General features: G+C 68.1%; 23 protein-coding genes. 6 read left to right on the top strand and 17 right to left on the bottom strand.

The window, feature by feature from the left end; all coding sequences use genetic code 11:
* The first annotated feature begins 106 nt into the window (after positions 1–106).
* Positions 107–799 carry a winged helix-turn-helix transcriptional regulator gene (locus ACETK8_RS18215; RefSeq protein ID WP_374037237.1) on the top strand — a complete coding sequence of 231 codons (693 nt, stop codon included), beginning with the start codon at positions 107–109 and terminating at the stop codon, positions 797–799.
* Here ACETK8_RS18215 and ACETK8_RS18210 read toward each other — a convergent pair.
* The 12 genes from ACETK8_RS18210 to ACETK8_RS18155 all read right to left on the bottom strand — a co-directional run bounded on the left by ACETK8_RS18210 (position 796) and on the right by ACETK8_RS18155 (position 11,587).
* Positions 796–1,008, bottom strand: coding sequence for a flagellar hook protein FlgE (locus tag ACETK8_RS18210; RefSeq protein WP_374037236.1), 213 nt, complete (start codon positions 1,006–1,008; stop codon positions 796–798). The two genes, ACETK8_RS18215 and ACETK8_RS18210, sit on opposite strands and share 4 nt — an antisense overlap.
* Entirely contained in the window at positions 1,005–2,861 is a 1,857-nt protein-coding gene (locus tag ACETK8_RS18205) for a pilus assembly protein TadG-related protein (RefSeq protein ID WP_374037235.1), read from the bottom strand. Before ACETK8_RS18205 ends, ACETK8_RS18210 begins: the two co-directional genes overlap by 4 nt.
* Before the next feature lie 90 nt (positions 2,862–2,951).
* Complete coding sequence (mtgA, locus tag ACETK8_RS18200; RefSeq protein ID WP_374037234.1) at positions 2,952–3,659, bottom strand: monofunctional biosynthetic peptidoglycan transglycosylase; 708 nt, start codon at positions 3,657–3,659, stop codon at positions 2,952–2,954.
* Between the two features lie 66 nt (positions 3,660–3,725).
* Complete coding sequence (locus ACETK8_RS18195) at positions 3,726–3,851, bottom strand: hypothetical protein (protein WP_374037233.1); 126 nt, start codon at positions 3,849–3,851, stop codon at positions 3,726–3,728.
* A gap of 56 nt (positions 3,852–3,907) precedes the next feature.
* Entirely contained in the window at positions 3,908–4,873 is a 966-nt protein-coding gene (locus tag ACETK8_RS18190; RefSeq protein ID WP_374037232.1) for a WD40 repeat domain-containing protein, read from the bottom strand.
* Positions 4,870–5,268, bottom strand: coding sequence for a type II toxin-antitoxin system VapC family toxin (locus ACETK8_RS18185; protein WP_374037231.1), 399 nt, complete (start codon positions 5,266–5,268; stop codon positions 4,870–4,872). The genes ACETK8_RS18190 and ACETK8_RS18185 overlap by 4 nt, the downstream gene beginning before the upstream one ends.
* Positions 5,265–5,516: an AbrB/MazE/SpoVT family DNA-binding domain-containing protein gene (locus tag ACETK8_RS18180; RefSeq protein WP_374037230.1), complete on the bottom strand. Its 252-nt coding sequence runs from the start codon at positions 5,514–5,516 to the stop codon at positions 5,265–5,267. Before ACETK8_RS18180 ends, ACETK8_RS18185 begins: the two co-directional genes overlap by 4 nt.
* A gap of 42 nt (positions 5,517–5,558) precedes the next feature.
* Positions 5,559–6,707 carry a CobW family GTP-binding protein gene (locus ACETK8_RS18175; RefSeq protein WP_374037229.1) on the bottom strand — a complete coding sequence of 383 codons (1,149 nt, stop codon included), beginning with the start codon at positions 6,705–6,707 and terminating at the stop codon, positions 5,559–5,561.
* A gap of 217 nt (positions 6,708–6,924) precedes the next feature.
* Complete coding sequence (locus ACETK8_RS18170) at positions 6,925–7,887, bottom strand: cation diffusion facilitator family transporter (protein ID WP_374037228.1); 963 nt, start codon at positions 7,885–7,887, stop codon at positions 6,925–6,927.
* Between the two features lie 12 nt (positions 7,888–7,899).
* Entirely contained in the window at positions 7,900–8,559 is a 660-nt protein-coding gene (locus ACETK8_RS18165) for a hypothetical protein (protein ID WP_374037227.1), read from the bottom strand.
* A 68-nt stretch (positions 8,560–8,627) separates the two neighbouring features.
* Positions 8,628–10,199 carry a hypothetical protein gene (locus tag ACETK8_RS18160; protein WP_374037226.1) on the bottom strand — a complete coding sequence of 524 codons (1,572 nt, stop codon included), beginning with the start codon at positions 10,197–10,199 and terminating at the stop codon, positions 8,628–8,630.
* Positions 10,200–10,264: 65 nt separating this feature from the next.
* Positions 10,265–11,587, bottom strand: coding sequence for a class I SAM-dependent methyltransferase (locus tag ACETK8_RS18155; protein ID WP_374037225.1), 1,323 nt, complete (start codon positions 11,585–11,587; stop codon positions 10,265–10,267).
* A gap of 326 nt (positions 11,588–11,913) precedes the next feature.
* Between ACETK8_RS18155 and rplU the strand changes: the two genes are divergently transcribed.
* The 3 genes from rplU (at position 11,914) to ACETK8_RS18140 (ending at position 13,532) form a co-directional block, all read left to right on the top strand.
* Entirely contained in the window at positions 11,914–12,465 is a 552-nt protein-coding gene (gene rplU, locus ACETK8_RS18150) for a 50S ribosomal protein L21 (RefSeq protein WP_374037224.1), read from the top strand.
* A gap of 85 nt (positions 12,466–12,550) precedes the next feature.
* A complete protein-coding gene (gene rpmA, locus ACETK8_RS18145) occupies positions 12,551–12,835 on the top strand; it encodes a 50S ribosomal protein L27 (RefSeq protein ID WP_374037223.1) in 285 nt (94 codons plus the stop codon).
* A 163-nt stretch (positions 12,836–12,998) separates the two neighbouring features.
* Positions 12,999–13,532 (top strand): GNAT family N-acetyltransferase, encoded by a 534-nt coding sequence (locus ACETK8_RS18140; protein WP_374037222.1) that lies wholly within the window; start codon positions 12,999–13,001, stop codon positions 13,530–13,532.
* Positions 13,533–13,712: 180 nt separating this feature from the next.
* On the opposite strand, the gene ACETK8_RS18135 is transcribed toward ACETK8_RS18140, so the two are convergent.
* The 3 genes from ACETK8_RS18135 to ACETK8_RS18125 all read right to left on the bottom strand — a co-directional run bounded on the left by ACETK8_RS18135 (position 13,713) and on the right by ACETK8_RS18125 (position 15,102).
* Positions 13,713–13,910 carry a hypothetical protein gene (locus tag ACETK8_RS18135; RefSeq protein ID WP_374037221.1) on the bottom strand — a complete coding sequence of 66 codons (198 nt, stop codon included), beginning with the start codon at positions 13,908–13,910 and terminating at the stop codon, positions 13,713–13,715.
* A gap of 102 nt (positions 13,911–14,012) precedes the next feature.
* The gene (locus ACETK8_RS18130) at positions 14,013–14,543 is read right to left on the bottom strand and encodes a BA14K family protein (protein WP_374037220.1); all 531 of its coding nucleotides are present in this window, start codon (positions 14,541–14,543) and stop codon (positions 14,013–14,015) included.
* 52 nt (positions 14,544–14,595) lie between these two features.
* The gene (locus tag ACETK8_RS18125) at positions 14,596–15,102 is read right to left on the bottom strand and encodes a hypothetical protein (RefSeq protein WP_374037219.1); all 507 of its coding nucleotides are present in this window, start codon (positions 15,100–15,102) and stop codon (positions 14,596–14,598) included.
* A gap of 176 nt (positions 15,103–15,278) precedes the next feature.
* Between ACETK8_RS18125 and ACETK8_RS18120 the strand changes: the two genes are divergently transcribed.
* Together ACETK8_RS18120 and ACETK8_RS18115 are read left to right on the top strand one after the other, a co-directional pair.
* Complete coding sequence (locus tag ACETK8_RS18120; protein WP_374037218.1) at positions 15,279–16,481, top strand: threonine ammonia-lyase; 1,203 nt, start codon at positions 15,279–15,281, stop codon at positions 16,479–16,481.
* Positions 16,462–17,001: an FKBP-type peptidyl-prolyl cis-trans isomerase gene (locus tag ACETK8_RS18115; RefSeq protein WP_374037217.1), complete on the top strand. Its 540-nt coding sequence runs from the start codon at positions 16,462–16,464 to the stop codon at positions 16,999–17,001. The genes ACETK8_RS18120 and ACETK8_RS18115 overlap by 20 nt, the downstream gene beginning before the upstream one ends.
* 119 nt (positions 17,002–17,120) lie before the next feature.
* On the opposite strand, the gene queG is transcribed toward ACETK8_RS18115, so the two are convergent.
* Together queG and ACETK8_RS18105 are read right to left on the bottom strand one after the other, a co-directional pair.
* Entirely contained in the window at positions 17,121–18,272 is a 1,152-nt protein-coding gene (queG, locus tag ACETK8_RS18110; protein WP_374037216.1) for a tRNA epoxyqueuosine(34) reductase QueG, read from the bottom strand.
* 198 nt (positions 18,273–18,470) lie between these two features.
* A complete protein-coding gene (locus ACETK8_RS18105; RefSeq protein WP_374037215.1) occupies positions 18,471–19,151 on the bottom strand; it encodes a glutathione S-transferase family protein in 681 nt (226 codons plus the stop codon).
* Positions 19,152–19,179: the final 28 nt, after the last annotated feature.

Genomic DNA, 19,179 nt, shown 5'->3' with positions numbered 1-19,179 from the left:
GCGGAGCCTCGCTGCTTGAGCGCATGGTTGTGGCCTATCGCTCGCGGCTTGAGGCCCGGTGATCTGACGTTGCGAAACTAGGTCTATGAGATTATCTTAGTCAACAATGAAGTTAGAAAAAATAACTAATGAGTCTGCGAAGGCCGCCGGGCGGCGCTATCACGACGCCTGCGGGGCGGCGCATGGGCTGGGCCTGGTGGGCGAGCGCTGGGCCCTTCTGGTCATGCGCGAGCTGATGCTGGGGCCGCGTCGGTTCGGGGATCTGAAGGCGGACCTTTGCGGTCTGTCGGCCAATGTCCTGACGCAGCGGCTGGAAGGGCTGGAGGAGGCGGGCATCGTGCGGAAGCGGAAGCTCCCGCCGCCGGCCTCGGTGCAGGTCTATGAGCTGACGGACTGGGGTTACGAGGCCCGGCCGGTGTTCGAGGTTCTGGGAAAATGGGCGGCGCGTTCGCCGCGCCACGACCCGACCCTGCCGATCAGCGCGGTGTCGGTGATGATGAGCCTGCGGACCATGTTCGATGCCGACACGGCGGACGGACTGGAGGCGCGGATCGGTTTCGTGTTCGGGGATCGCAGCTTCGTGGCGACGCTGGCCGGCGACGAGCTGACCGACGAACAGACCGGCGTCGACGACTGCGACGTGGTGTTCGCCTGTGCGCCGGCTGTGGTGCCGGAATATGTCTACGGCAAGCGGTCGCTGGTCGAGATCGAGGCCGAGGGGCGGATGACGGTCACGGGCGACCGCGCCCTGGCCGAGCGGTTCCAGACCTTCTTCGACCTGCCCGAGAAAGCGGGTTAGGCGAACAGGTCCAGCAGGCGGCCGGTCGTCTCGTTGACGCTCTTCAGGACGGCGATGTTGGCGGCGACAGCCACCTTGGCCTGGGTCTGTTCGACCAGTTCTCCGGCGATGTTGTCGAGCGAGCCGCCCTGGGACATTCGCACGGCGCTCTGTTCGAACCGGGCCATGGCGGCGGTGACGCCGGAGGCGGCGATGGAGGAGGCGTTCATCGCGAGATCCTGAGGTTGGTGATGTCGCGGCCGATGGCCTGGAACGACTGGCGCAGGTCCGAACCGCTGGTGGGCAGATAGACGTAGTCGGGGCTGCTGGCGCAGCCGTTGACCAGATTGCGGGCCCGCTGGTCGTTCACGACCTGGAAGCCGACGGTGTAGACGATGACGCCGGCCTGTTTCATCGCCGTACACAGGGCCATGGACTGGTCGAAGGCCGAGCCGTTCGGTGCATCGCAGTTGATGTGGGTCGCGTTGGCGTCGGAGCCCGTGGTCGAGTCCTGGCTGATGACCCCCGAGCAGTAGGCCGAGTTGTATTCGCCGTCGGTCATGAGGACCACGGCCTTCAACGTCTCCCTGGCGTAGGCGCCGGCCGCGCCCGAGGACGACCACATGGAGTTGAAGTTCGGCGAGACCGTGTACCAACCCCAGGCCACGCCGACGTGACCGCCGGTCGATCCGGACGCCGTCAGGCCGTCGATCTGGCTCTTGATCGTCGTGATGTTGCTGGAGAGCGGGCGGACCAGGTTCGACAGGCAGGGGTTCGACGGGGCGGGGTAGTTGAAGCTGACCCGCGTGGTGGACGGGGAGACGTCGCGATAGGCGTTGCTGCCCGTGCGCTCGGTGACGCAGGTCGAGGCGGAATAGGACCTCAGATTGCCCTCGGCATTGGTGAAGACCCGCCAGGTGCAGCCGTACTGGCCGCACCACGACTTGCCGCCCGCGCTGAAGACGCCGTAGCCGACCGTGTCGATCGTATACTGGTTGGCGTTGACGTAGGTCGCGCTGTAGCCCGTGTCGTTCAGCTGATCCATGCCGCCGATATCGGTCAGATAGACCGAGGCGTCGCTGGTGTTCGGGATGCCGTGGCCGTTCGCGGTCACCGTCGGATTGCAGTCCGTGCGGGCGCATTTGGCGACATAGGTCAGGTTGTTGTTCGAGAAACTGGACCAGCTGGAGCTGCTGACACCCGACAGCTGGAAGGTGTTGGTTGCGCGGTTGGCAACGGTGAAGATCCGGCCGTTCATCTGGCTCATATTGCCCTGACCCCAGATGACGACCTTGTCGCCGTTGGCGAAGCCGTGGGCTGCGGCGGTGATGACGGCGGGGTTGGCCCGCGTCGCGGCGGTCACCAGTTTCGGCGTGCCGGTGTACCAGGTGATGGCCGAGATGTTGGTCGAGCCGATCGGCGTGCCGCGCGCGGTCGCGGCCGCCGTGCCGACGTTCACCGCCATCGAATAGGGGACGATCGAGACCTTGGAGTACCAGGGCGTCTGGACATCCTGAACCACGATGTCGACCAGGTCCTTGGCGGCCAGTTTCAGGTCCGAGATCTTGCTGCCCAGCATCGACCCGGTGGTGTCGAGCACCAGGGCGACCTCGACGTTCTGGGACGAGCGGGTCACCTCGGAGTGGGCGCCGACGGGGATGATGCTGCCGGTCGCGGCGCCGGTCCGAGGCAGGATGATGCTGGCGACCAGGGCCGAGACATTGACCGTGGCGTCGCCGATCACCGTGCCGTTGCTGTCCAGCCGGAAGGTGGTCGCGCTCGTGACAAGGCTGATGTCCTTGTAGGGGGCGAGGTTCGCCTGGAGCGAGGCGAGGCCGACCTGGGTGATGCCGGCGTCGTCGATATACTGGGAGCGGGCGGCGGCCAGGGTCGCGGCGTCGAGCGCATCCTGAAGGTTGGCCTTCACCGTCGAGGCGCGGTGGATGTCGATGCCGCCGAAGGTGATCAGGAGCAGCAGCGGGATCACGAAGGCCGAGATCATGGCCACGTTGCCGCGCCGATCGGACGCGAAGCCGCGCACGACATCGCGCGCTCGCTGCATCATCCGGTTCACGATCCTCATGGTCCACCCGCGCTGGCGGCGGCCCGGTCGGCGGGCCGCAATCGACCTGATCTAGCGCGAGACGGTTAAGGGATCGGTCCAGCCGTAGGGTTAACGATTTCCCAGCACGCAGGCGGCCAGGCCTTCGTTGCGGACCACGCGGGCGCTGGCCTGGACGCGGGACGCACGACGCCGGACGTAGGGGCCGGGCTCGGCGGCGTCGTAGCGGCGGGGCGAGGGCAGGATGGCGGCGATGCGGGCGGCCTCGCGGGGCGTCAGGTCGGCGGCGGATTTGCCGAACCAGTGCCGGGCCGCGGCCTCGGCGCCGTAGACGCCCGGCCCCATCTCGGCGACGTTCAGATAGACCTCCATGATTCGGCGCTTGGACCAGACGGTCTCGATCATCAGGGTATAACCGGCCTCGAAACCCTTGCGGATCCAGTCGCGGCTGGGCCACAGGAAGACGTTCTTGGCCGTCTGCTGACTGATGGTGGAGCCGCCGCGCACCTTCCGGCCGCGCTCGTTGTTCTGGAGCGCCTTTTCGATGGCCTCCATGTCGAAGCCGCCGTGCGAGCAGAAGCGGGCGTCCTCCGCCGCGATGGCCGAGGCGACCAGGTTGGGCGAGATCTGGTCGAGCGACCGCCAGCGGTAGTCCAGCCCGTTTCCGGCGATGAACTCGCGCACCATCAGAAGGGTGAGGGGCGGCGGGGCCAGGGTGTGGACCACCACCCCGCCGATCGGCAGCAGGGCCAGGATCAGGAGGGCGGTCAGGATCGGGCGGCGCTTCTTGCGAGGCGGCGGCGGCGCTTCGTCAGTCATGATCCCTCCCGATACCGGGCTTTGGCCCGGAAGCGTGGCGTTGCAATGGCGAGGCTGGGGCGCGGGTCAGGGCAGGTTCACGTCCCACAGGAAGATGACGGCGAAGGCCCCGGCCACGACCAGGGCCAGAATGCCCACAGCCATGCAGCCGAAGGCCATGCGCGGCGTGCCGTCTCCCCGTCGATTTTTCATCCAGAACCCCCGTCCCCGCCGGGACGATAGGGCGTGTCGCGGGACGGTGTCGAGGCTCAGATGTCGGCGACGCCCGCCTGGCCGTCCTCGTCGGCCCAGGCGATGCGGGTCGCATCGGGGCTGACGGCCAGGGCGACGATGGGGGCGCCCTTCTCAGCCTTGATGAAGTTCAGCCCGTGGGCGGCCGGATCGGCGACCCAGACGCGGCCGTCGGCCAGACCGGCGGCGAGGGCCCCGTGCGGATTGGCGGTGGCGACCAGGTTGAGCAGGGTCGTGTCGTCATAGCCGATCTCCGACGCCTCGCGGCCCATCGGACCATTGGAGCTTTCGAAGGGCCAGAGCACGGCACCCTGCGCGCCCGAGGTGGCCAGGAGCCGGCCCTTGTTGAGGAAGCCGACCGAGCGGATCTTGGACGGATAGCCGCCCATCCGCATGTTCTTGGCGTCCTTCAGCCGCCAGCCGTGAAGCTGGGCGTCCTGCATCATGGTCACCACGAAGGCGCCGTCGGGCGAGAAGGCGACGCCCGTGTGCGACCCGGCCCAGACCAGTTTGGTCGGCTTCTGGTCGGCGATCCGCGCGAACCAAAGGCAGGCCCCGCCATAGGTCGAGGTGGCGATCTTGCGCCCCTTGGGATCGAAGGCGACGCCGGAGACGGTGCGCTCGTGCGCGAAGTCGCGGCGGAAGCCGGCGTCGGTGGCGTCGATGACCGACAGGGTCTTGCCGGCCGAGAAGGCGATCAGGTTGCTCTCGGGCGAGGCGTCGATGGCGTCGATCCATTGCCCTTTCGCGGTGGCCAGAACGCCCGCCTCGCCCTTGCGGGACCAGATGACCCGGCCATCGTCGCCGCCGGTGACCAGGCCGTCGCCGGACGGATGGACGACGGCGCACAGGATCGCCCCGTCATGAACGGCGTCGAAGGTCCGATCCTCGAACCGCACGGAACCGTCGCCCAGGGCGAAGACCGCGCCGGAACTGTCGAAATGGGCCGAGGTGACCTGGGCGTCGAAGGAAAACTGAGTCACGAAAGCAATCTTGCTGAGAGGCCGGCGTCCGAGAGGAGGCGGACGGCCTTCTTGTCAAAGGAAACGAAAGTCTCGGAGCCCATGCCCCGGCCCTCGTGAGCGATCACGCCATCGGCGAAATCGCCGCCCGCATCGGCGACGGCAAGACCCGCTTCGACGGCGAGACGATCGGCGATCACCGTCGAAGCGTTCATGAGGGCGCGGATTTCGGCCGCCACTTCGCTGGAAGCCAGTTGACGACCCTGTCGCAACACCCATGCGAACTCACACAGGACCGGAAGGGGCACGTAGATGGCCTCGGCCTCGGCCAGAATGGACCGGGCCATCTCGCTTTGCTTCGGATCATCATCCAGCACCGCCCGGATCAGGACGTTGGTGTCGGCGGTGATCTTCAAAGCTCCCCGGCCCAGCCCTTGGCCGCGATGGCGTTGATGTCGTCAACGGTTAGCACGGGCTGCCCCTCGCGCCGCAAGCGACCGAAGACGTCCGAGATGCTGCCCGTCGCCCGCGCGGCCTTCACCTCGACCCGGCCGCCCGGCAGCAGATCGATGTCCACCTTCTGGCCCGGCTCGATCCCGAGATGACGCAAGACATCCTTCTTCAGGGTGACCTGGCCTTTGGTGGTGACGGTCAGAACGGTCATGAAAAGCTCCTGACGCAAAGGTAAGGCAAAACTGCCTTACCTTCAAGCCGCGCAGCTTTCGAAGCCGGCCTTCAGTTCCGCCTCGTTCAGATCGCGGCCGATGAAGACGGCGCGGCTCCAGCGGCGTTCGTTGGCGCCCCATTCACGCTGCAGGTCGCCCTCCAGGATCATGTGGACGGCCTGGAAGACCAGACGCTTGTCCTCGCCCTCGACATTGATGATGCCCTTGGCGCGCAGGATGTCCTGGCCCTTTTCGCCGAGCAGCTTGTCCAGCCACTGGGTGAATTTGACGCCGTTCATCGGGCGGTCGAGCGACAGGGAGACGCCCTTGATGTCGTCGGCATGATTGTGCCCGCGCGCGCCCGAAACAGACTCTGAAACACCGTCCGAAGAGTCCGATGCGTTCGGACCGTGTGCATGGTCGTGCCCATGATGGTGGTGATCGTGGTCATGATCGTGCGCGTGGTGATGATGGTCGTGACCGCAGTGTTCGTCGTGGACGTGGCCTTCCTCGCCGTGCGGCGGGTTCACGAACTCCGGCTGGATCTCGAGGATCCGCTCCAGGTCGAAACCGTGCAGGCCCAGGACCTGATCCAGCGGCACATTGGCCCGCTCGGCGCGGGTGATGGGGGCGATGGGGTTGAGCTTGCGAAGACGGGCCTCGACGGCGGAAAGCTCCGCGGGGGAGGCGAGGTCGGTCTTGTTGAGGATGATGCGGTCGGCGAAGGCGACCTGTTCGCGGGCCTCCTTGGAGTCGTCCAGGCGGGCCATGACGTGGTGGGCGTCGACCAGGGCGGTGACGCTGTCCAGCGTGGTCTTGGCCTTCACATCTTCATCGACGAAGAAGGTCTGGGCCACCGGGCCGGGGTCGGCGAGGCCGGTGGTCTCCACGATGATGGCGTCGAAGGCCGGGGCGCCCGGCTTCTGGCGCTTCATCAGGCCGGAGACGACGCGGATCAGGTCGCCGCGCACCGTGCAGCAGACGCAGCCGTTGTTCATCTCGAACACGTCCTCGTCGGCGCCGACCACCAGGTCGTTGTCGATGCCGATCTCGCCGAACTCGTTGACGATGACGGCGTAACGCTTGCCGTGATCCTCGGTCAGGATGCGGTTCAAGAGGGTGGTCTTGCCCGCGCCGAGATAGCCGGTGAGGACGGTGACGGGGATCTTCGAGGAGGCGGTGTCGGTCATGGTGGCCATTTAGGTGTGGCGGCGGTGATCTGAAAGACGCCCCCACCCTCTTTCGTCATCCTCCGGCAAGCCGCGCCTTCGCGGCGCAGACCGGGGGACGCAGCGGCGCCGAAGGCGATCTGTTCAGGCAAGCTGTGTCCGCGACAGGTTCGCGCTCTCGCGCGCCGCTGCGTCCCCCGGTCTCGCTACGCTCGCCGGAGGATGACGAAGGTATGGATCAGCAGTCCGGGCAATCCGGCAGGACGCCGCGTTCAAGCTGCAAGGTCGTGTGGCCGATCTCGAAGCGGGTGCGGGCGAGGGTCTGGGCCTCGGCCAACAGGGCGTCGCCGTCGGTGCGGTCGTGGACCAGGTGGGCGGTCAGGGCTGTGTCGGTGGTGGAGAGGCCCCAGACGTGCAGGTCGTGGACCGCCGAGACGCCGGGCAGGGCGAGGAAGGCGGCGCGGATCTTGTCCACGTCCATGCCGCGCGGGGCGGCGTCGAGCGCCAGGTTCACCGAATCCTTCAGAAGGCCCCAGGTGCCGATCATGATGACGACCACGATCAGCAGGCTGACGATCGGGTCGATCAGGGTCCAGCCGGTCAGGAGGATGGCGGCGCCGGCGATGACGACGCCGATGGAGACGCCCGCATCGGCCATCATGTGCAGATAGGCCCCGCGCACGTTCAGGTCCTTGTGCTGGTCCTTCAGGAACAACAGGGCCGTGCCCAGGTTAATGACGAAGCCGATGCCGGCGACGATCATGATGGTGGTCGAGCCGACGTGGGCGGGCTCGTTCAGGCGGCGGATCGCCTCGAAGGCGATGGCGCCGCAGGCGAAGATCAGGAGCAGCGCATTGGCCAGGGCGGCCAGGACCGTGGCCTTGCCGTAGCCGTAGGTCTTGGCCTTGACCGCCGTGCGGCGCGCCAGCCAGGCGGCGCCGCCGGCCATGGCGAGGCCCAGCACGTCGGAGAGGTTGTGGCCCGCATCGGCCATCAGGACGGTCGAGCCGCTCAGAAAGCCGGCGCCGAACTCCACGGCGACGAAGGCGAGGTTGACGACGAGGCCTACGCCGTAACGCCAGTCGCCGGTGTCCACGGGGCCGTGGGCGTGGCCGTGGTGACCGTGAGAATGGCCGTGCCCGTGCGAGTGACCGTGGTGATGGTCGTGGTCGTGATGGTCGTGCGCGTGGTCGTGGCCCATGCCGCGACTCTATTAGTGCTGGTGGAGCACGACGAGAAGGCCGATCGCGATCAGGGCGAGGCCGAGCACGGCGCCCTCGTACCGGGCCCAGCGTTCCAGCTTGAGCACCGAGGCGCCGGCGCGGGCCAGGGTGGTGAAGACGGTCATGCCGAGGATGGTGCCGACGGCGAAGACGCCGGTCAGCAGGATCAGGGCGGCGACGCCTTCCTGGGCCGAGGACATATAGATGGGCAGCAGCACCTCGCCCGGCGACAGGGCCATGACGGCGACCAGACCCCAGAAGGCGGTCGCGTGGCTGACGCTGGGCTCGGCGAGGTCCAGCGCGGGGCCGCCTGCCATGACGGGGCGGCGGATCGCCGACTTGATCAGATAGAAGCCGCCGAAGCCGAACAGGAGGATGGCGGACAGGTGCGGCAGGAGGCCGGCGACGATCTCGTCCAGCGCCATGCCGGCGGCCACGATCAGGGAGCCGACGACGGCGGTGGATGCGATATGGGCCAGACCGGCGGCGGCGACGGCCAGAAGGTTCTTCGTCAGGCTCCAGCGCTGGGCGCGTCCGACCAGCACGAACGGCAGCCAGTGGGTCGGCAGGGCGGCATGGAGAAAGGCCGCGACGAACCCGCCCCCGAGGAGGGGCATCAGGACCGGCTGTTCGAGATCGGGCGGCGACATTGATCGCCCTATAGCGTGTTACTTTATAACGGTCGAGGGGCGTCGCGGACTTTTGGCCGATATTTCGGTCAGGGCGCTTTGACCGACAGCGGCGGGGCCTCGGCGATGGCCCAGACCTCGGGTTCGGCCAGGGGCTTGTCGCAGGTCGCCTCCAGGGTGCGGCCGTCGCGGGCGCCGTAGCGGACGGGTAGACCGGCGGCGCAGCGGGCCTGGACGGCGTCGAACATGGCGCGGCTGGCTCGTTGCGGATCGAAGCCCTCGATCGTGTCGATGATCGGTTCGCCCGACAGGGCGCCGCAGTTCGCGCCGTCCAGCTTCAGCTCGCCGGGATTGTCGTAGAAGCCGTAGGAGCCGGTGGGGCAGTTCTGTTCGGCCACATGCATCAGGGCGGTTCCGCGCAGGGTCCGGTCGTCGGGACGGTTCTCCAGGGTGACGCCGAGGTCGGACAGGCGCGACCGGATCGTCGCCCAGCGGGTGGCACCCGGACCATCCAGCAGGACGGCGACGGCGCTGTCGGGGCCGATCAGGGTGCGGAAGTCGCTGGCGCCGTAGCCGGTCGGGCTGACGCGGGCGGCGTCGAGCATCGTCTTCCACAGGGTGAAGACGTCGCCGGTTCCAGCCTTGCGGGCCTCCAGGTCGGCGATCCACTGGATCAGGATGCCGCAGCTGTAGGGGCCGCTGCCCGATCGCAGTTTGGCGGGGTCCAGATCGGCGTCCGCCAGGCTGCGGCGACAACCGTTCAGGCCCTGGGCGATGCGGGCGCGGCCGGTGGTCTCGCTCATGGCGTCGGCGGTGACCGCGCCGACGACGGCGGCGTAGTCGGCCCCGCCCTCGTGCAGCCAGGGCGCGCTGTCGCCGTCACGAAGCTCCACGCCGTGACCGTTCCAGAGGTGGAAGGCCTCATGCCAGACGAAGGGGGTGACCAGGGGCATTTCCTGACGCCAGGCCTCGCCGTGGAAGCGGACGGAGATGACGCCGGTGTCGGTGACGTCGCCGCGGAACAGGGCCGGGCCGGGGCTGTCGACGCTGCCGACCAGGGTGGCGCGCGTCGGCAGGTCCGCGCCGAGCCGGGCGTGATAGAAGGCGAGGGCGCTGGAGAAGGTCTCGCCGAGCGCGGTCTTCAGTTCGGGATCGACATTGGTCCCCAGAACCAGTGCGGCGTCGCCCTCGGCCGTCACGTCGCTCGCCGGCCCGACCCAGGCATAGCCCTCGATCCCGCCGGTCTCCGGCAGGGTGGTCTCGCCCTCGGCGAGGTCGAAGCCCAGGGTGGTCTCCATGCCTTCCAGCTTCAGGCCGGGGCCGTAGACGACCCGGCCGTCGCCCGCGCGGGTCAGGCCCATATAGATGCGATCGACCTCTGCGGCGTCGGGCAGGATCCGGAGCTCGAACGCATCGAACGGCTGGTCGGAGGTGATGGCGCCTTCGGCCAGGGTCAGACCGGGGGTGGCGACGCTCCAGCGGTCGCGGATGATGTCCTTGTCGGCGAAGACGACGCGGGTGGTGGGGGCGGGCAGGGCGTAGCGGACGACCATGCCGTCCGGCGTGCGGGTGGCGACGACCGAGGCCGGCTCCTGAGCCGCCGCATCGACGGCGAGACACGCCAGGGACAGGCCCAGGGCGACGGCGAGCGGCTTCAGCATGGAACAACCCCGGCAAGCTTTACGGTTCGTGAGACTGTCCGACCGGAAACGGCGATTTCAAGGCCTCACCGATAGAGACTGCCCCGATCCAGCGGGACGCCGCTGGGGCCCGCGCGGCGGCGTTGGGCGACGGTCTGGTAGACGAGGATGGAGCCACGCTCGAAGCCCTTGGCGCACATGGCGAAGAAGATGAGCCAGAGGCGGGTGCGCTCCTCGCCGATCATGGCGATGGCTTCCTCGCGGCGGGCCATCAGGCGGCGGGACCATTCGGCGGTGGTGGCCTGGAAATGCTCGCGAAGGTCCTCGACGTCCAGAACCTCGAAGCCGAGACGGCCGAGGTTGGTCACCGTCATGCCGATGGTGTCCAGCTCTCCGCCCGGGAAGATGAAGCGGCCGATGGTGCGGGTGGCTGTGGTCTGGGGCGTGATGTTGCCGAGGTGACGACCGCCGCGCCGGGTCGAGGCCTGATGGAAATAGAGGCCGCCGGGCTTCAGCAGGCGGTGCATCTCCAGGAAGTGACGGTCGTGGTTGGCGAAGCCGACGTGTTCGAACATCTCCACCTGGCTGATGGCGTCGAAATGCTCGGTCATGTCGAGGTCGCGGTAGTCCTTGAGCTCGAGGGTGATTTTGTCCTGGAGGCCGAGGCGGGCGATCTTGGCCTGGGCGAAGGCGAGCTGTTCCTCCGACAGGGTCACGCCGTGGACGGTCACGCCATAATGTTGCGCCGCCCAGCAGCTGAGACCGCCCCAACCGCAGCCGACATCGAGCAGCTTCTGGCCGGGCTTCAGGCGGAGCTTCCGACAGATGAAGTCCAGCTTGCGGGTCTGGGCGTCCTCCAGCGACTGGTCGGCGTCGGCGTAATAGGCGCTGGAATAGACCATCTCCGGGTCCAGGAAGAGGCCGTAGAAGTCGTTGCCGACATCATAGTGGAAGGAGATGAAGTCCTTGTCCTTGCGGGCGGACTTGTCCTTGCGCTGGCCGGCCTCGCCGGTGGGGTCGTAGGCGGCGTCGCCGACGCTGCGTTTCGAGCCGTCCAGAAGGAAGGGAATCAGTTCGCGCGCGATCAGCCCCTTGTTCACGCGGCGGGGCAGGTGGACGGCGCGGCCGTGGTCCCAGCGATCGGCGGCCTCCAGCGGCGATCCGCCCTCGATGCGGACGTCTCCGGTCGCATAGAGCTCGAACAGGGTCATCAGACCGGGCTTGAGGATCAGGCGGCGCACGGCGGACGGATCGGCCAGGACGATGCGGATGTCGTCGCGGGCGTTCGGGCCCAGGGGAATCAGCTCGCCGGTCCAGAGCTGGAGCGACAGGTCGCCCTGCAGGTGTTCGGCGATATGATGGACGATGCGGCGGGCGGCGATGACCCGGCGGTCGGCAGTCTGGGTCATGGCGTCTTCCCCTCGTGGCGCGTAGGCGTCATGACACGACCATCCCGCCATCGTCATCCTCGGACTTGATCCGAGGATCGGACGCAGGGCGAAGCAGATGCGGAAGATCGGCATCGGTCCGCGCCCTACATCTTCGTCATGCGTGCGGAACATCCGATCCTCGGATCAAGTCCGAGGATGACGGAGGAGGGGCGGAGGCCGTTTTAGGCCCAAAAACCCGCCTTTCGCGTTGACTCCGAGGGGCCGGTCCGTATATGTCGCCGCTCTTCGCCCGCGGGGTCTACCCGGCGGGCGCATCCTTTTTTGCGTTACGCTGAGGCTCCAACATGTACGCGGTGATCAAGACCGGCGGCAAGCAATACCGGGTTCAACCGGGCGACACGATCGTGGTCGAGAAGCTGGACGGCGACGCCGGTCAGGAACTGAAGTTCGACAGCGTCCTGATGCTGGGCGGCGACAAGGGCGTCACCGTCGGCGCGCCGCTGGTGTCGGGCGCCTTCGTCGGCGCGACCCTGATCGAGACCCGCAAGGGCGAGAAGATCAAGATCTTCAAGAAGACCCGCCGCCAGGGCTACCGCCGTACGAACGGCCACCGCCAGCTGGAATCGGTCCTGCGCATCACCGGCATCGAAGGCGCCGGCGAGACCGCCAAGTGGGACGGCAAGGTCAACCTGATGACCAAGGCCGAGATCAACCTGCGCGCCCGTAACCTGGCGTCGCGCACCGCGACCTCGGACCTGGGTTCGACGGAAACGGTCGTCGCCAAGGGCTCCAAGTCCTCGGCCAAGGTCGAAGCCGCCGTGGTCGAGGGTTCGGCCAAGCCTGCGAAGGCTCCGGCGAAGAAGGCCGCCAAGCCCGCCGAGACCGACGAAGCGTAAGATTCAACCGCGCCCCACGGCGCGAACCGACGAGACCGCGCTGGTCCAGCCCTAGAGCCGGCAGCGCAGCGAAGAGAGAGTTCAGATGGCTCACAAGAAATCCGGTGGTTCGTCGCGCAACGGTCGCGACTCCCAGTCCAAGCGCCTCGGCGTGAAGAAGTTCGGCGGCGAGAAAGTCGTGGCCGGCAACATCATCGTGCGTCAGCGCGGCACCCAGTTCCACCCGGGTGACAACGTCGGCCTCGGCCGCGACCACACCCTGTTCGCCACCGAGCACGGCGCCGTGAAATTCACGACCAAAGCCAACGGCCGTTGTTACGTGTCGATCATTCCGGCGAATGACGACCAACAGGCCCTCGCCGCCGAGTAACGCGATACGGATTTCGGATCGCGTTGCTTCAAAAAAGCAGCCGATCCGGACCAAGGGAAATAATCCGCGGGGAGTCTGGATCACCAGGCTCCCTTTTGCGTTTCCCCGCTTCGAAGTCCGCCCGAGCCCTCCAAGGAGGCGGACCGTCATCGAGGCCAACGCCATGTGCATCATCGAAACCTCTCCGGTCGTCGAGACCCGGCGCCTGGTCCTGCGCGCTCCAGGCGCCCAGGACATCCCGGCCATCGCCCGCCTGGCCAACGACCATGACATCGCCCGCATGACCAAGCGAATGCCGCACCCCTTCGGACAGGGCGATGCGGAGGACTTCGTCATCGCCGTCGCCGCCCAGAACCCGGCCAAGGCCAACACCTTCGTCATCGAGCACGAGGACCACGGCGTCGTCGGCGTCCTGGGCCTGTTCGAGGACGAGGATCGGGTGCCCGAGACGGGCTACTGGATCGGTCGCGAGTTCTGGGGTCGGGGTCTGGCGACCGAGGCCCTGGAAGGGGCCCTGGTGTGGGCCTCCAAGCGGTGGAAGCGGCGCGCCCTGGTGGCCGGTCATTTCGCCGACAACCCGGCGTCGGGACGCGTGCTGGAAAAGGCGGGGTTCCTCTACACCGGCGAGACTCGCAAGGCCTTCAGCCGCGCGCGTCAGGCGGACATCGATACGCGCATGATGGTGTGGTTGGCTTAGAAGCCTGAATCTCCCTCCCCCTCGGGGGAAGGTGGTCGCGTAGCGACCGGGTGGGGGCGGCCGCGTGACGTGGCGACGGACGGCGAGGATGGGGTTCTGTGGGGCCTTGCCTTGCCGCCCCCACCCGGCTTCGCTTCGCTCAGCCACCCTCCCCCGCAGGGGGAGGGAAAAGCGGGGAGGTCAGCCCCCGGCCAGGCCCGGGCCGAAGGCGATCACGGCCGCCACGATGCCGCCGACGATGGTCACGCCGGCGCCGGCGATGAAGGCCGTGGCCGTGCGGGCCTGACGACGGCGCATGCCGCCCGTGCGGACCGAACGGATGATGACGAACGGCGAACGGTCGAACGCTTCCGACCCGATGATGTTGTGCTGGGACACGAGAGCACTCCCCGACTGGTTGAGGCCGAGGAAAGCGGGGGCGGTGCGTCCGAAAAATGGCGAACGGCGTTCAGGCGCGAATCCGTGATCGGACGATCGCGGTTATCCGCAGAAGACCAGTCGTCCCGAATAGGCGCGGTAGTAGCCGCTGACCGGATCGTAGGAGCGGTAGCGCGAGGCGCACCAGGCCGAACGGTTCACGTCGCGGCCGTTGGAGTATCCGCCGCCGTAGGAACCGCCGCCGACCTGACCGCCGTAGCCCGAGCCGGGATAGACCTGATCCGGGCGGCCATAGGCGCCGTAATACTGGGTCCCCTGGTTGTAGGGCTGGTAGACGTAGCCGCCGCCGTCGCGTTCGTGGCCGTAGCGGTTGGGGCGATGGCCCGAGCCGTAGGAACTGTAGGAGCGGAACGGCCGCTGGTCGCGCCAGCGGGCGTCGCAGTCGTCGCGGGCCCGGTCCCAATAGGCGTCGCAGCGATAGTCGCCGGGGCGGTCCTGCTGGCCGTTGTAGTCGTTGCCGTAGCGGCCGTAGCTCGAATACGAGCGGGCCTGATCCGGATAGCTCCAGTTCTGCGCCAGAGCCGGGGCGGCGGAGGCGGTCAGGAGGACGGCGGCGACGGCAAGGGCCTTCATGGTTAACGCCTCGGGCTAGGCGGGACCGGCCCGCCGGTTGGGGTCGGACGCTTTACAGGGTGACGTTGGCGCTCGTGCCCGCGCGGGTGACGACGTGGCGCATCAGGACGATGCGGTCGCCGCCGGCGCTGACAGGGGTGATCAGGAACCAGCCGCCGTCGGGCAGGCCGCTGAAGCGGAACCGGCCGTTCTCGCAGGTCGCGGAGCGGACATAGGAGCGGTAGTCGGCGTTGGGGTCGGCCACGGTGCGGGCGCGGACCACGGGCTCGGGCACCGCCGCCTGTTCGATCGAGCCGTACAGGGCCTGGAAGCGGGCGCGGGTGTAGGGCGTGTCCGGCGTCAGGGCGACCGAGCCGGTGCAGGCGAAGCTCTGGCCGTCGCGACCGAAGGCCACCGTGCCGTTGATCCCGGCCGTTCCGGCGCGCGTCGACCAGCCGAAGTCCGCGGCGTTGAAGGCGGCTGACGGCGCGGGGCCATAGCCGCCGGGACCCGGAACGGGGGCGCAGGCGGCCAGAACGGCGACGGTCGCGACGGCGGCGAAGGCGGGAGCAAGGCGCATGGACATCGAATCTCTCACGAACGGACACGCGGAATCGCCCGAAGGGCGAGGCCACATGACGCCTAACGCAGGCGTAAGGTCAAGGTTGCGGGACCTGACGGCGGGCGCCACAAGACCCGGATAACAGAGCGGCGGACCGTTTCGAAGCCCCCGCCAAGCTGGTCTACAGGGGCCCCATGACAGTCGTATTCGCAGACATCCAGGCGGCCCAGGGCCGCATCGCCGGACAGGTGGACCGCACGCCGGTGCGTTACTCCCGTCGCCTGTCGGAACTGACCGGGGCCGAGGTCTGGGTGAAGTACGACAACCTGCATTTCACCGGCAGCTTCAAGGAGCGCGGCGCGCTGAACCGCCTGCTGCTGCTGAGCCCCGAGGAACGGCGGCGCGGCGTCGTGGCGGCCTCGGCCGGCAACCACGCCCAGGCTTTGGCCTATCACGGCGGTCGTCTGGGCGTGCCCGTGACCATCGTGATGCCGGAGGGCACCCCCTTCGCCAAGATCAACGGCACGCGCCAGCACGGGGCCGAGGTGGTGATTCACGGCCTGGACTTCTCCGGCTCGACCGAGGAGGCCAAGCGGCTGGAGGCCGAGCGCGGCTATGTCTTCGTCTCGGCCTTCGACGACGAGGGGATCGTGGCGGGGCAGGGGGTCTGCGCCATCGAGTTCCTGGAGGATGCGCCGGACATCGAGGCCATGATCGTGCCGATCGGCGGCGGCGGTCTGATCGCCGGCTGCGCCATCGCGGCCAAGGCCATCAAGCCGGGCATCAAGGTCTATGGCGTCGAGGCGGCCCGATACCCGTCCTTCACCGCCAAGCGGGCGGGCCGGCCGCCGGTCTGCACCGGCCAGACCATCGCCGAGGGCATCGCCATCAAGGCGGTGGGCGACATCCCCTTCGGCCTGGCCAACGACCTGATCGACGAGGTCTTCGTGGTGGACGAGGCCGATTTCGAACGCGGCGTCTCCTTCATGGCGACGCTGGAGAAGACGGTGTGCGAGGGCGCGGGCGCCGGAGGCCTGGCCGCGCTCCTGGCCTACCCTGAGCGGTTCAGGGGGATGAAGGTCGGGATCGAGCTGACCGGCGGGAACATCGACGCGCGGATGCTGGCCGTGGTGCTGAACCGCGAACTGGTCCGTGAACGGAGATTGATCGTCTACCGGATCCTCGGCGACGACCGGCCGGGGATGCTGTCGGCCATGGCGGCGGTGATCGGGGGGCTGGGCGGCAACATCATCGACGTGGTCCACAACCGTCTGGCGCTCGACGTCCCGGCCAAGGGCGCCGAGTTCGACATCATGGTCGAAACGCGCGATAGCGCCCACGCCGACGAGATCGGCGAGGCTTTGAAGGAACGCGGCTATGAACTCCGTATGGGCTAGGGCGGCGACGACCGCCGCGGTGATTTCGGTCCTGGCCCTGGCGGGCTGCAACCGGGGCGATGCGGGCGGGGCGGCCGATCTGGAAGCCAATGCGCGGGCGGCGGCCTTCTTCATGGAATCGAACGCCAAGGCGGACGGGGTCCAGACCCTGCCCTCGGGCCTGCAATACAAGGTGGTGCAGTCGGGGCCGTCGGGCGCGCCCTCGCCGGACCGGAACGATCTGGTCCGCGTGGACTACGAGGGCGCCCTGACCGACGGGACGGTGTTCGACAGCTCCTTCTCGCGCGGCCAGCCCTATGTGACCACGGCCGAGCAGGTCGTCCCCGGCTGGACCGAGGCGCTCCAGCGGATGAAGGTCGGCGACGAGTGGATGCTCTATCTGCCGCCGGAGCTGGGCTACGGCGAGCGCGGGCAGGGGGCGGACATTCCGCCCAACTCGGTGCTGGTGTTCCGGATCAAGCTGCTGGACGTGGCGCCGGTGCCGGGCGGCGGCAGGGGTGTGGGGATCGCGCAGGGGTAGGAGCGTCCTTCTCCCCTTGCGGGAGAAGGTGGCAGCCGAAGGCTGACGGATGAGGGGTACGAGGACGCAGACGAGATCGGCTGAGCAGACAGCTCACCGGTGACATCTACGGTCACCCCTCATCCGACCTCGCTGCGCTCGGCCACCTTCTCCCGCAAGGGGAGAAGGGACCACTCGGCGCGGACGCTTTCGTCCTCTTCACCGGACAGCCTCGCATCACATTTTTCGGCGAAGGCCTCCGCGCTCACCAGCCGCGACAACGCCCACACGGCCGCCCCACGCACGACGGGCGATGCGTCGTCCAGCCGCCGTTCCGCGCTCTCCACCAGCGCCAGATCCCCGCTGTTCCCCACCGCATAGAGAACGTTCCGCACGAACCGGTCCCGCCCGATCCGCTTGATCGGGCTCTTGGAGAACAGGGCCCGGAACGACGGGTCGTCCAGCGCCGCCAGGTCCGCCAGCCTCGGACTGACCGAGGCCGCGCGGGCCGTCAGTCGGCTCTCGCGCGAGGCGGCGGCGAACTTGTTCCACGGACAGACACCCAGACAGTCGTCGCAGCCGTAGATGCGGGACCCGGTCAGGGGGCGGAACTCGACCGGCCAGGGGCCTGCGTATTCGATGGTCAGGTAGGACAGGCACCGCCGTGCGTCGAGCTGGAAGGGCGCGGGGAAGGCGTTGGTCGGACAGGCGTCCAGACAGGCGGTGCAGGAGCCGCAGTGCTCCTTTTCCGCCGGGTCGGGCTCGATCTCGGCGGCGGTCAGGATGACGCCCAGGAACAGCCAGTTGCCGTGGTCGCGGCTGAGGACATTGGTGTGTTTGCCCTGCCAGCCCAGCCCGGCGCGCTGGGCGAGCGGCTTTTCCATCAGGGGGGCGGTATCGACGAAGACCTTCACTTCGGCGTTCAGACGCGATGCGAGCTGCCCGGCCAGGGTCTTCAGCCGGCCCTTGATGACCTCGTGGTAGTCGTCGCCGCGCGCATAGACGGAGATGTAGCCGGCGGAGCGGTCGGCCATTTCCGGCAGAGGATCGGCCTCGGGGCCGTAGTTCATGCCCAGAACGATGGCCGTCTTCGCCCCGTCCCACATGGCGGTGGGGTGGCTGCGGCGCTCCAGCGTGGTCTCCATCCAGCCCATCTCGCCGTGCCGACCGGCCTCGACGAAATGGGCGAGGCGCTCGCCGGCGGTCCAGGGCTCGGCGGCGGACGCGAACCGGCAGGCGTCGAACCCGAGTTCGGCGGCCTTCTGGCGGAGGATGTCGCGGAGGTCGGACATGGGAGCGATCTATCAGTCCTTCTCCCCTTGCGGGAGAAGGTGGCGGGCGAAGCCCGACGGATGAGGGGTACGGGGATGCGGATGCGATATGTCCGGTGCTCGCCTGACGGGAGGGAGTGTCACCCCTCACCCGATCGCGCCAGGACGATCGCTTCGCTCTCGTGCGCGATCTCCCTCTCCCGCAAGGGGAGAGGGGCGCTAGAAATCCAGATCCGCGTAATGCGGCGCCGGGGCCAGACCCTGGAAGCGGTCGGCCAGCAACGGGCGGAAGCAGGGGCGCGACTTGATCTTCATGTACCAGGTCTTCAGCCCCGGCCAGTTGGCCCAGGAGATCTCGCCGAAATAGTCCAGGGTCGACAGGTGGGCGGCGGCGACAATGTCGGCCTGGGACAGGCGACGCCCCGCCAGCCAGTCGCGTTTCGCCAGCAGGTCCTCGAAAACGGCCAGATGATGCTTCAGCGCCTCGCGGCCTTCGCGCAGCATCCGGGCCTCGGGCGGGCCGAGGCGGAGAAGGGGTTTCTCCATCCGCTCGTGCAGCAGGACGGCGTTGACCTCGTCGGTGAAGCGGCGGTCGAACCAGGCGGTCAGGCGGCGGACCTCGGCGCGCTCGGCGGCGTCGGCGGGCATCAGGAGCGGCCCCTTCTGCGCGTCCTCGATCCAGCCCAGGATGGCGCCGACTTCGCACAGGGTCAGGGAGGGCCGGCCCTCGACCTGAAGCACGGGCGGCATGCCGGACGGGTTCAGGTCGCCGACGGGGCAGTCGTCTTCCCACGGACGGACCAGCACCTCGGTCCACTCGATGCGCGCTTCACCGAGCGCCAGACGCGCGGCGCGGCTGCCGGGATCGAAGGGGAAATGGAACAGGACGTTCGCGGACATCGCCCCCTCCTGCGCCAACCGGCGTTAA

Origin of the sequence: Brevundimonas staleyi (assembly GCF_041893865.1) — a bacterium.
In the GTDB taxonomy this organism is placed as follows: domain Bacteria; phylum Pseudomonadota; class Alphaproteobacteria; order Caulobacterales; family Caulobacteraceae; genus Brevundimonas; species Brevundimonas staleyi.
The sequence above is the reverse complement of the archived record's forward strand: the minus strand, read 5'-3'. Positions and strand labels throughout refer to the sequence as shown.

Bases quoted from the DNA above. Each gene is read 5' to 3' on its own strand.
- ACETK8_RS18115 (WP_374037217.1), top strand. From the start codon at position 16,462: ATGAACTCCGTATGGGCTAGGGCGGCGACGACCGCCGCGGTGATTTCG.
- ACETK8_RS18155 (WP_374037225.1), bottom strand. From the start codon at position 11,587: ATGACCCAGACTGCCGACCGCCGGGTCATCGCCGCCCGCCGCATCGTC.
- queG (WP_374037216.1), bottom strand. From the start codon at position 18,272: ATGTCCGACCTCCGCGACATCCTCCGCCAGAAGGCCGCCGAACTCGGG.
- ACETK8_RS18140 (WP_374037222.1), top strand. From the start codon at position 12,999: ATGTGCATCATCGAAACCTCTCCGGTCGTCGAGACCCGGCGCCTGGTC.
- ACETK8_RS18195 (WP_374037233.1), bottom strand. From the start codon at position 3,851: ATGAAAAATCGACGGGGAGACGGCACGCCGCGCATGGCCTTCGGCTGC.
- ACETK8_RS18105 (WP_374037215.1), bottom strand. From the start codon at position 19,151: ATGTCCGCGAACGTCCTGTTCCATTTCCCCTTCGATCCCGGCAGCCGC.
- ACETK8_RS18180 (WP_374037230.1), bottom strand. From the start codon at position 5,516: ATGACCGTTCTGACCGTCACCACCAAAGGCCAGGTCACCCTGAAGAAG.
- ACETK8_RS18165 (WP_374037227.1), bottom strand. From the start codon at position 8,559: ATGTCGCCGCCCGATCTCGAACAGCCGGTCCTGATGCCCCTCCTCGGG.
- ACETK8_RS18125 (WP_374037219.1), bottom strand. From the start codon at position 15,102: ATGCGCCTTGCTCCCGCCTTCGCCGCCGTCGCGACCGTCGCCGTTCTG.
- ACETK8_RS18170 (WP_374037228.1), bottom strand. From the start codon at position 7,887: ATGGGCCACGACCACGCGCACGACCATCACGACCACGACCATCACCAC.
- ACETK8_RS18210 (WP_374037236.1), bottom strand. From the start codon at position 1,008: ATGAACGCCTCCTCCATCGCCGCCTCCGGCGTCACCGCCGCCATGGCC.
- ACETK8_RS18175 (WP_374037229.1), bottom strand. From the start codon at position 6,707: ATGACCGACACCGCCTCCTCGAAGATCCCCGTCACCGTCCTCACCGGC.
- mtgA (WP_374037234.1), bottom strand. From the start codon at position 3,659: ATGACTGACGAAGCGCCGCCGCCGCCTCGCAAGAAGCGCCGCCCGATC.
- ACETK8_RS18130 (WP_374037220.1), bottom strand. From the start codon at position 14,543: ATGAAGGCCCTTGCCGTCGCCGCCGTCCTCCTGACCGCCTCCGCCGCC.
- ACETK8_RS18215 (WP_374037237.1), top strand. From the start codon at position 107: ATGAAGTTAGAAAAAATAACTAATGAGTCTGCGAAGGCCGCCGGGCGG.
- ACETK8_RS18120 (WP_374037218.1), top strand. From the start codon at position 15,279: ATGACAGTCGTATTCGCAGACATCCAGGCGGCCCAGGGCCGCATCGCC.
- ACETK8_RS18160 (WP_374037226.1), bottom strand. From the start codon at position 10,199: ATGCTGAAGCCGCTCGCCGTCGCCCTGGGCCTGTCCCTGGCGTGTCTC.
- rpmA (WP_374037223.1), top strand. From the start codon at position 12,551: ATGGCTCACAAGAAATCCGGTGGTTCGTCGCGCAACGGTCGCGACTCC.
- ACETK8_RS18205 (WP_374037235.1), bottom strand. From the start codon at position 2,861: ATGAGGATCGTGAACCGGATGATGCAGCGAGCGCGCGATGTCGTGCGC.
- rplU (WP_374037224.1), top strand. From the start codon at position 11,914: ATGTACGCGGTGATCAAGACCGGCGGCAAGCAATACCGGGTTCAACCG.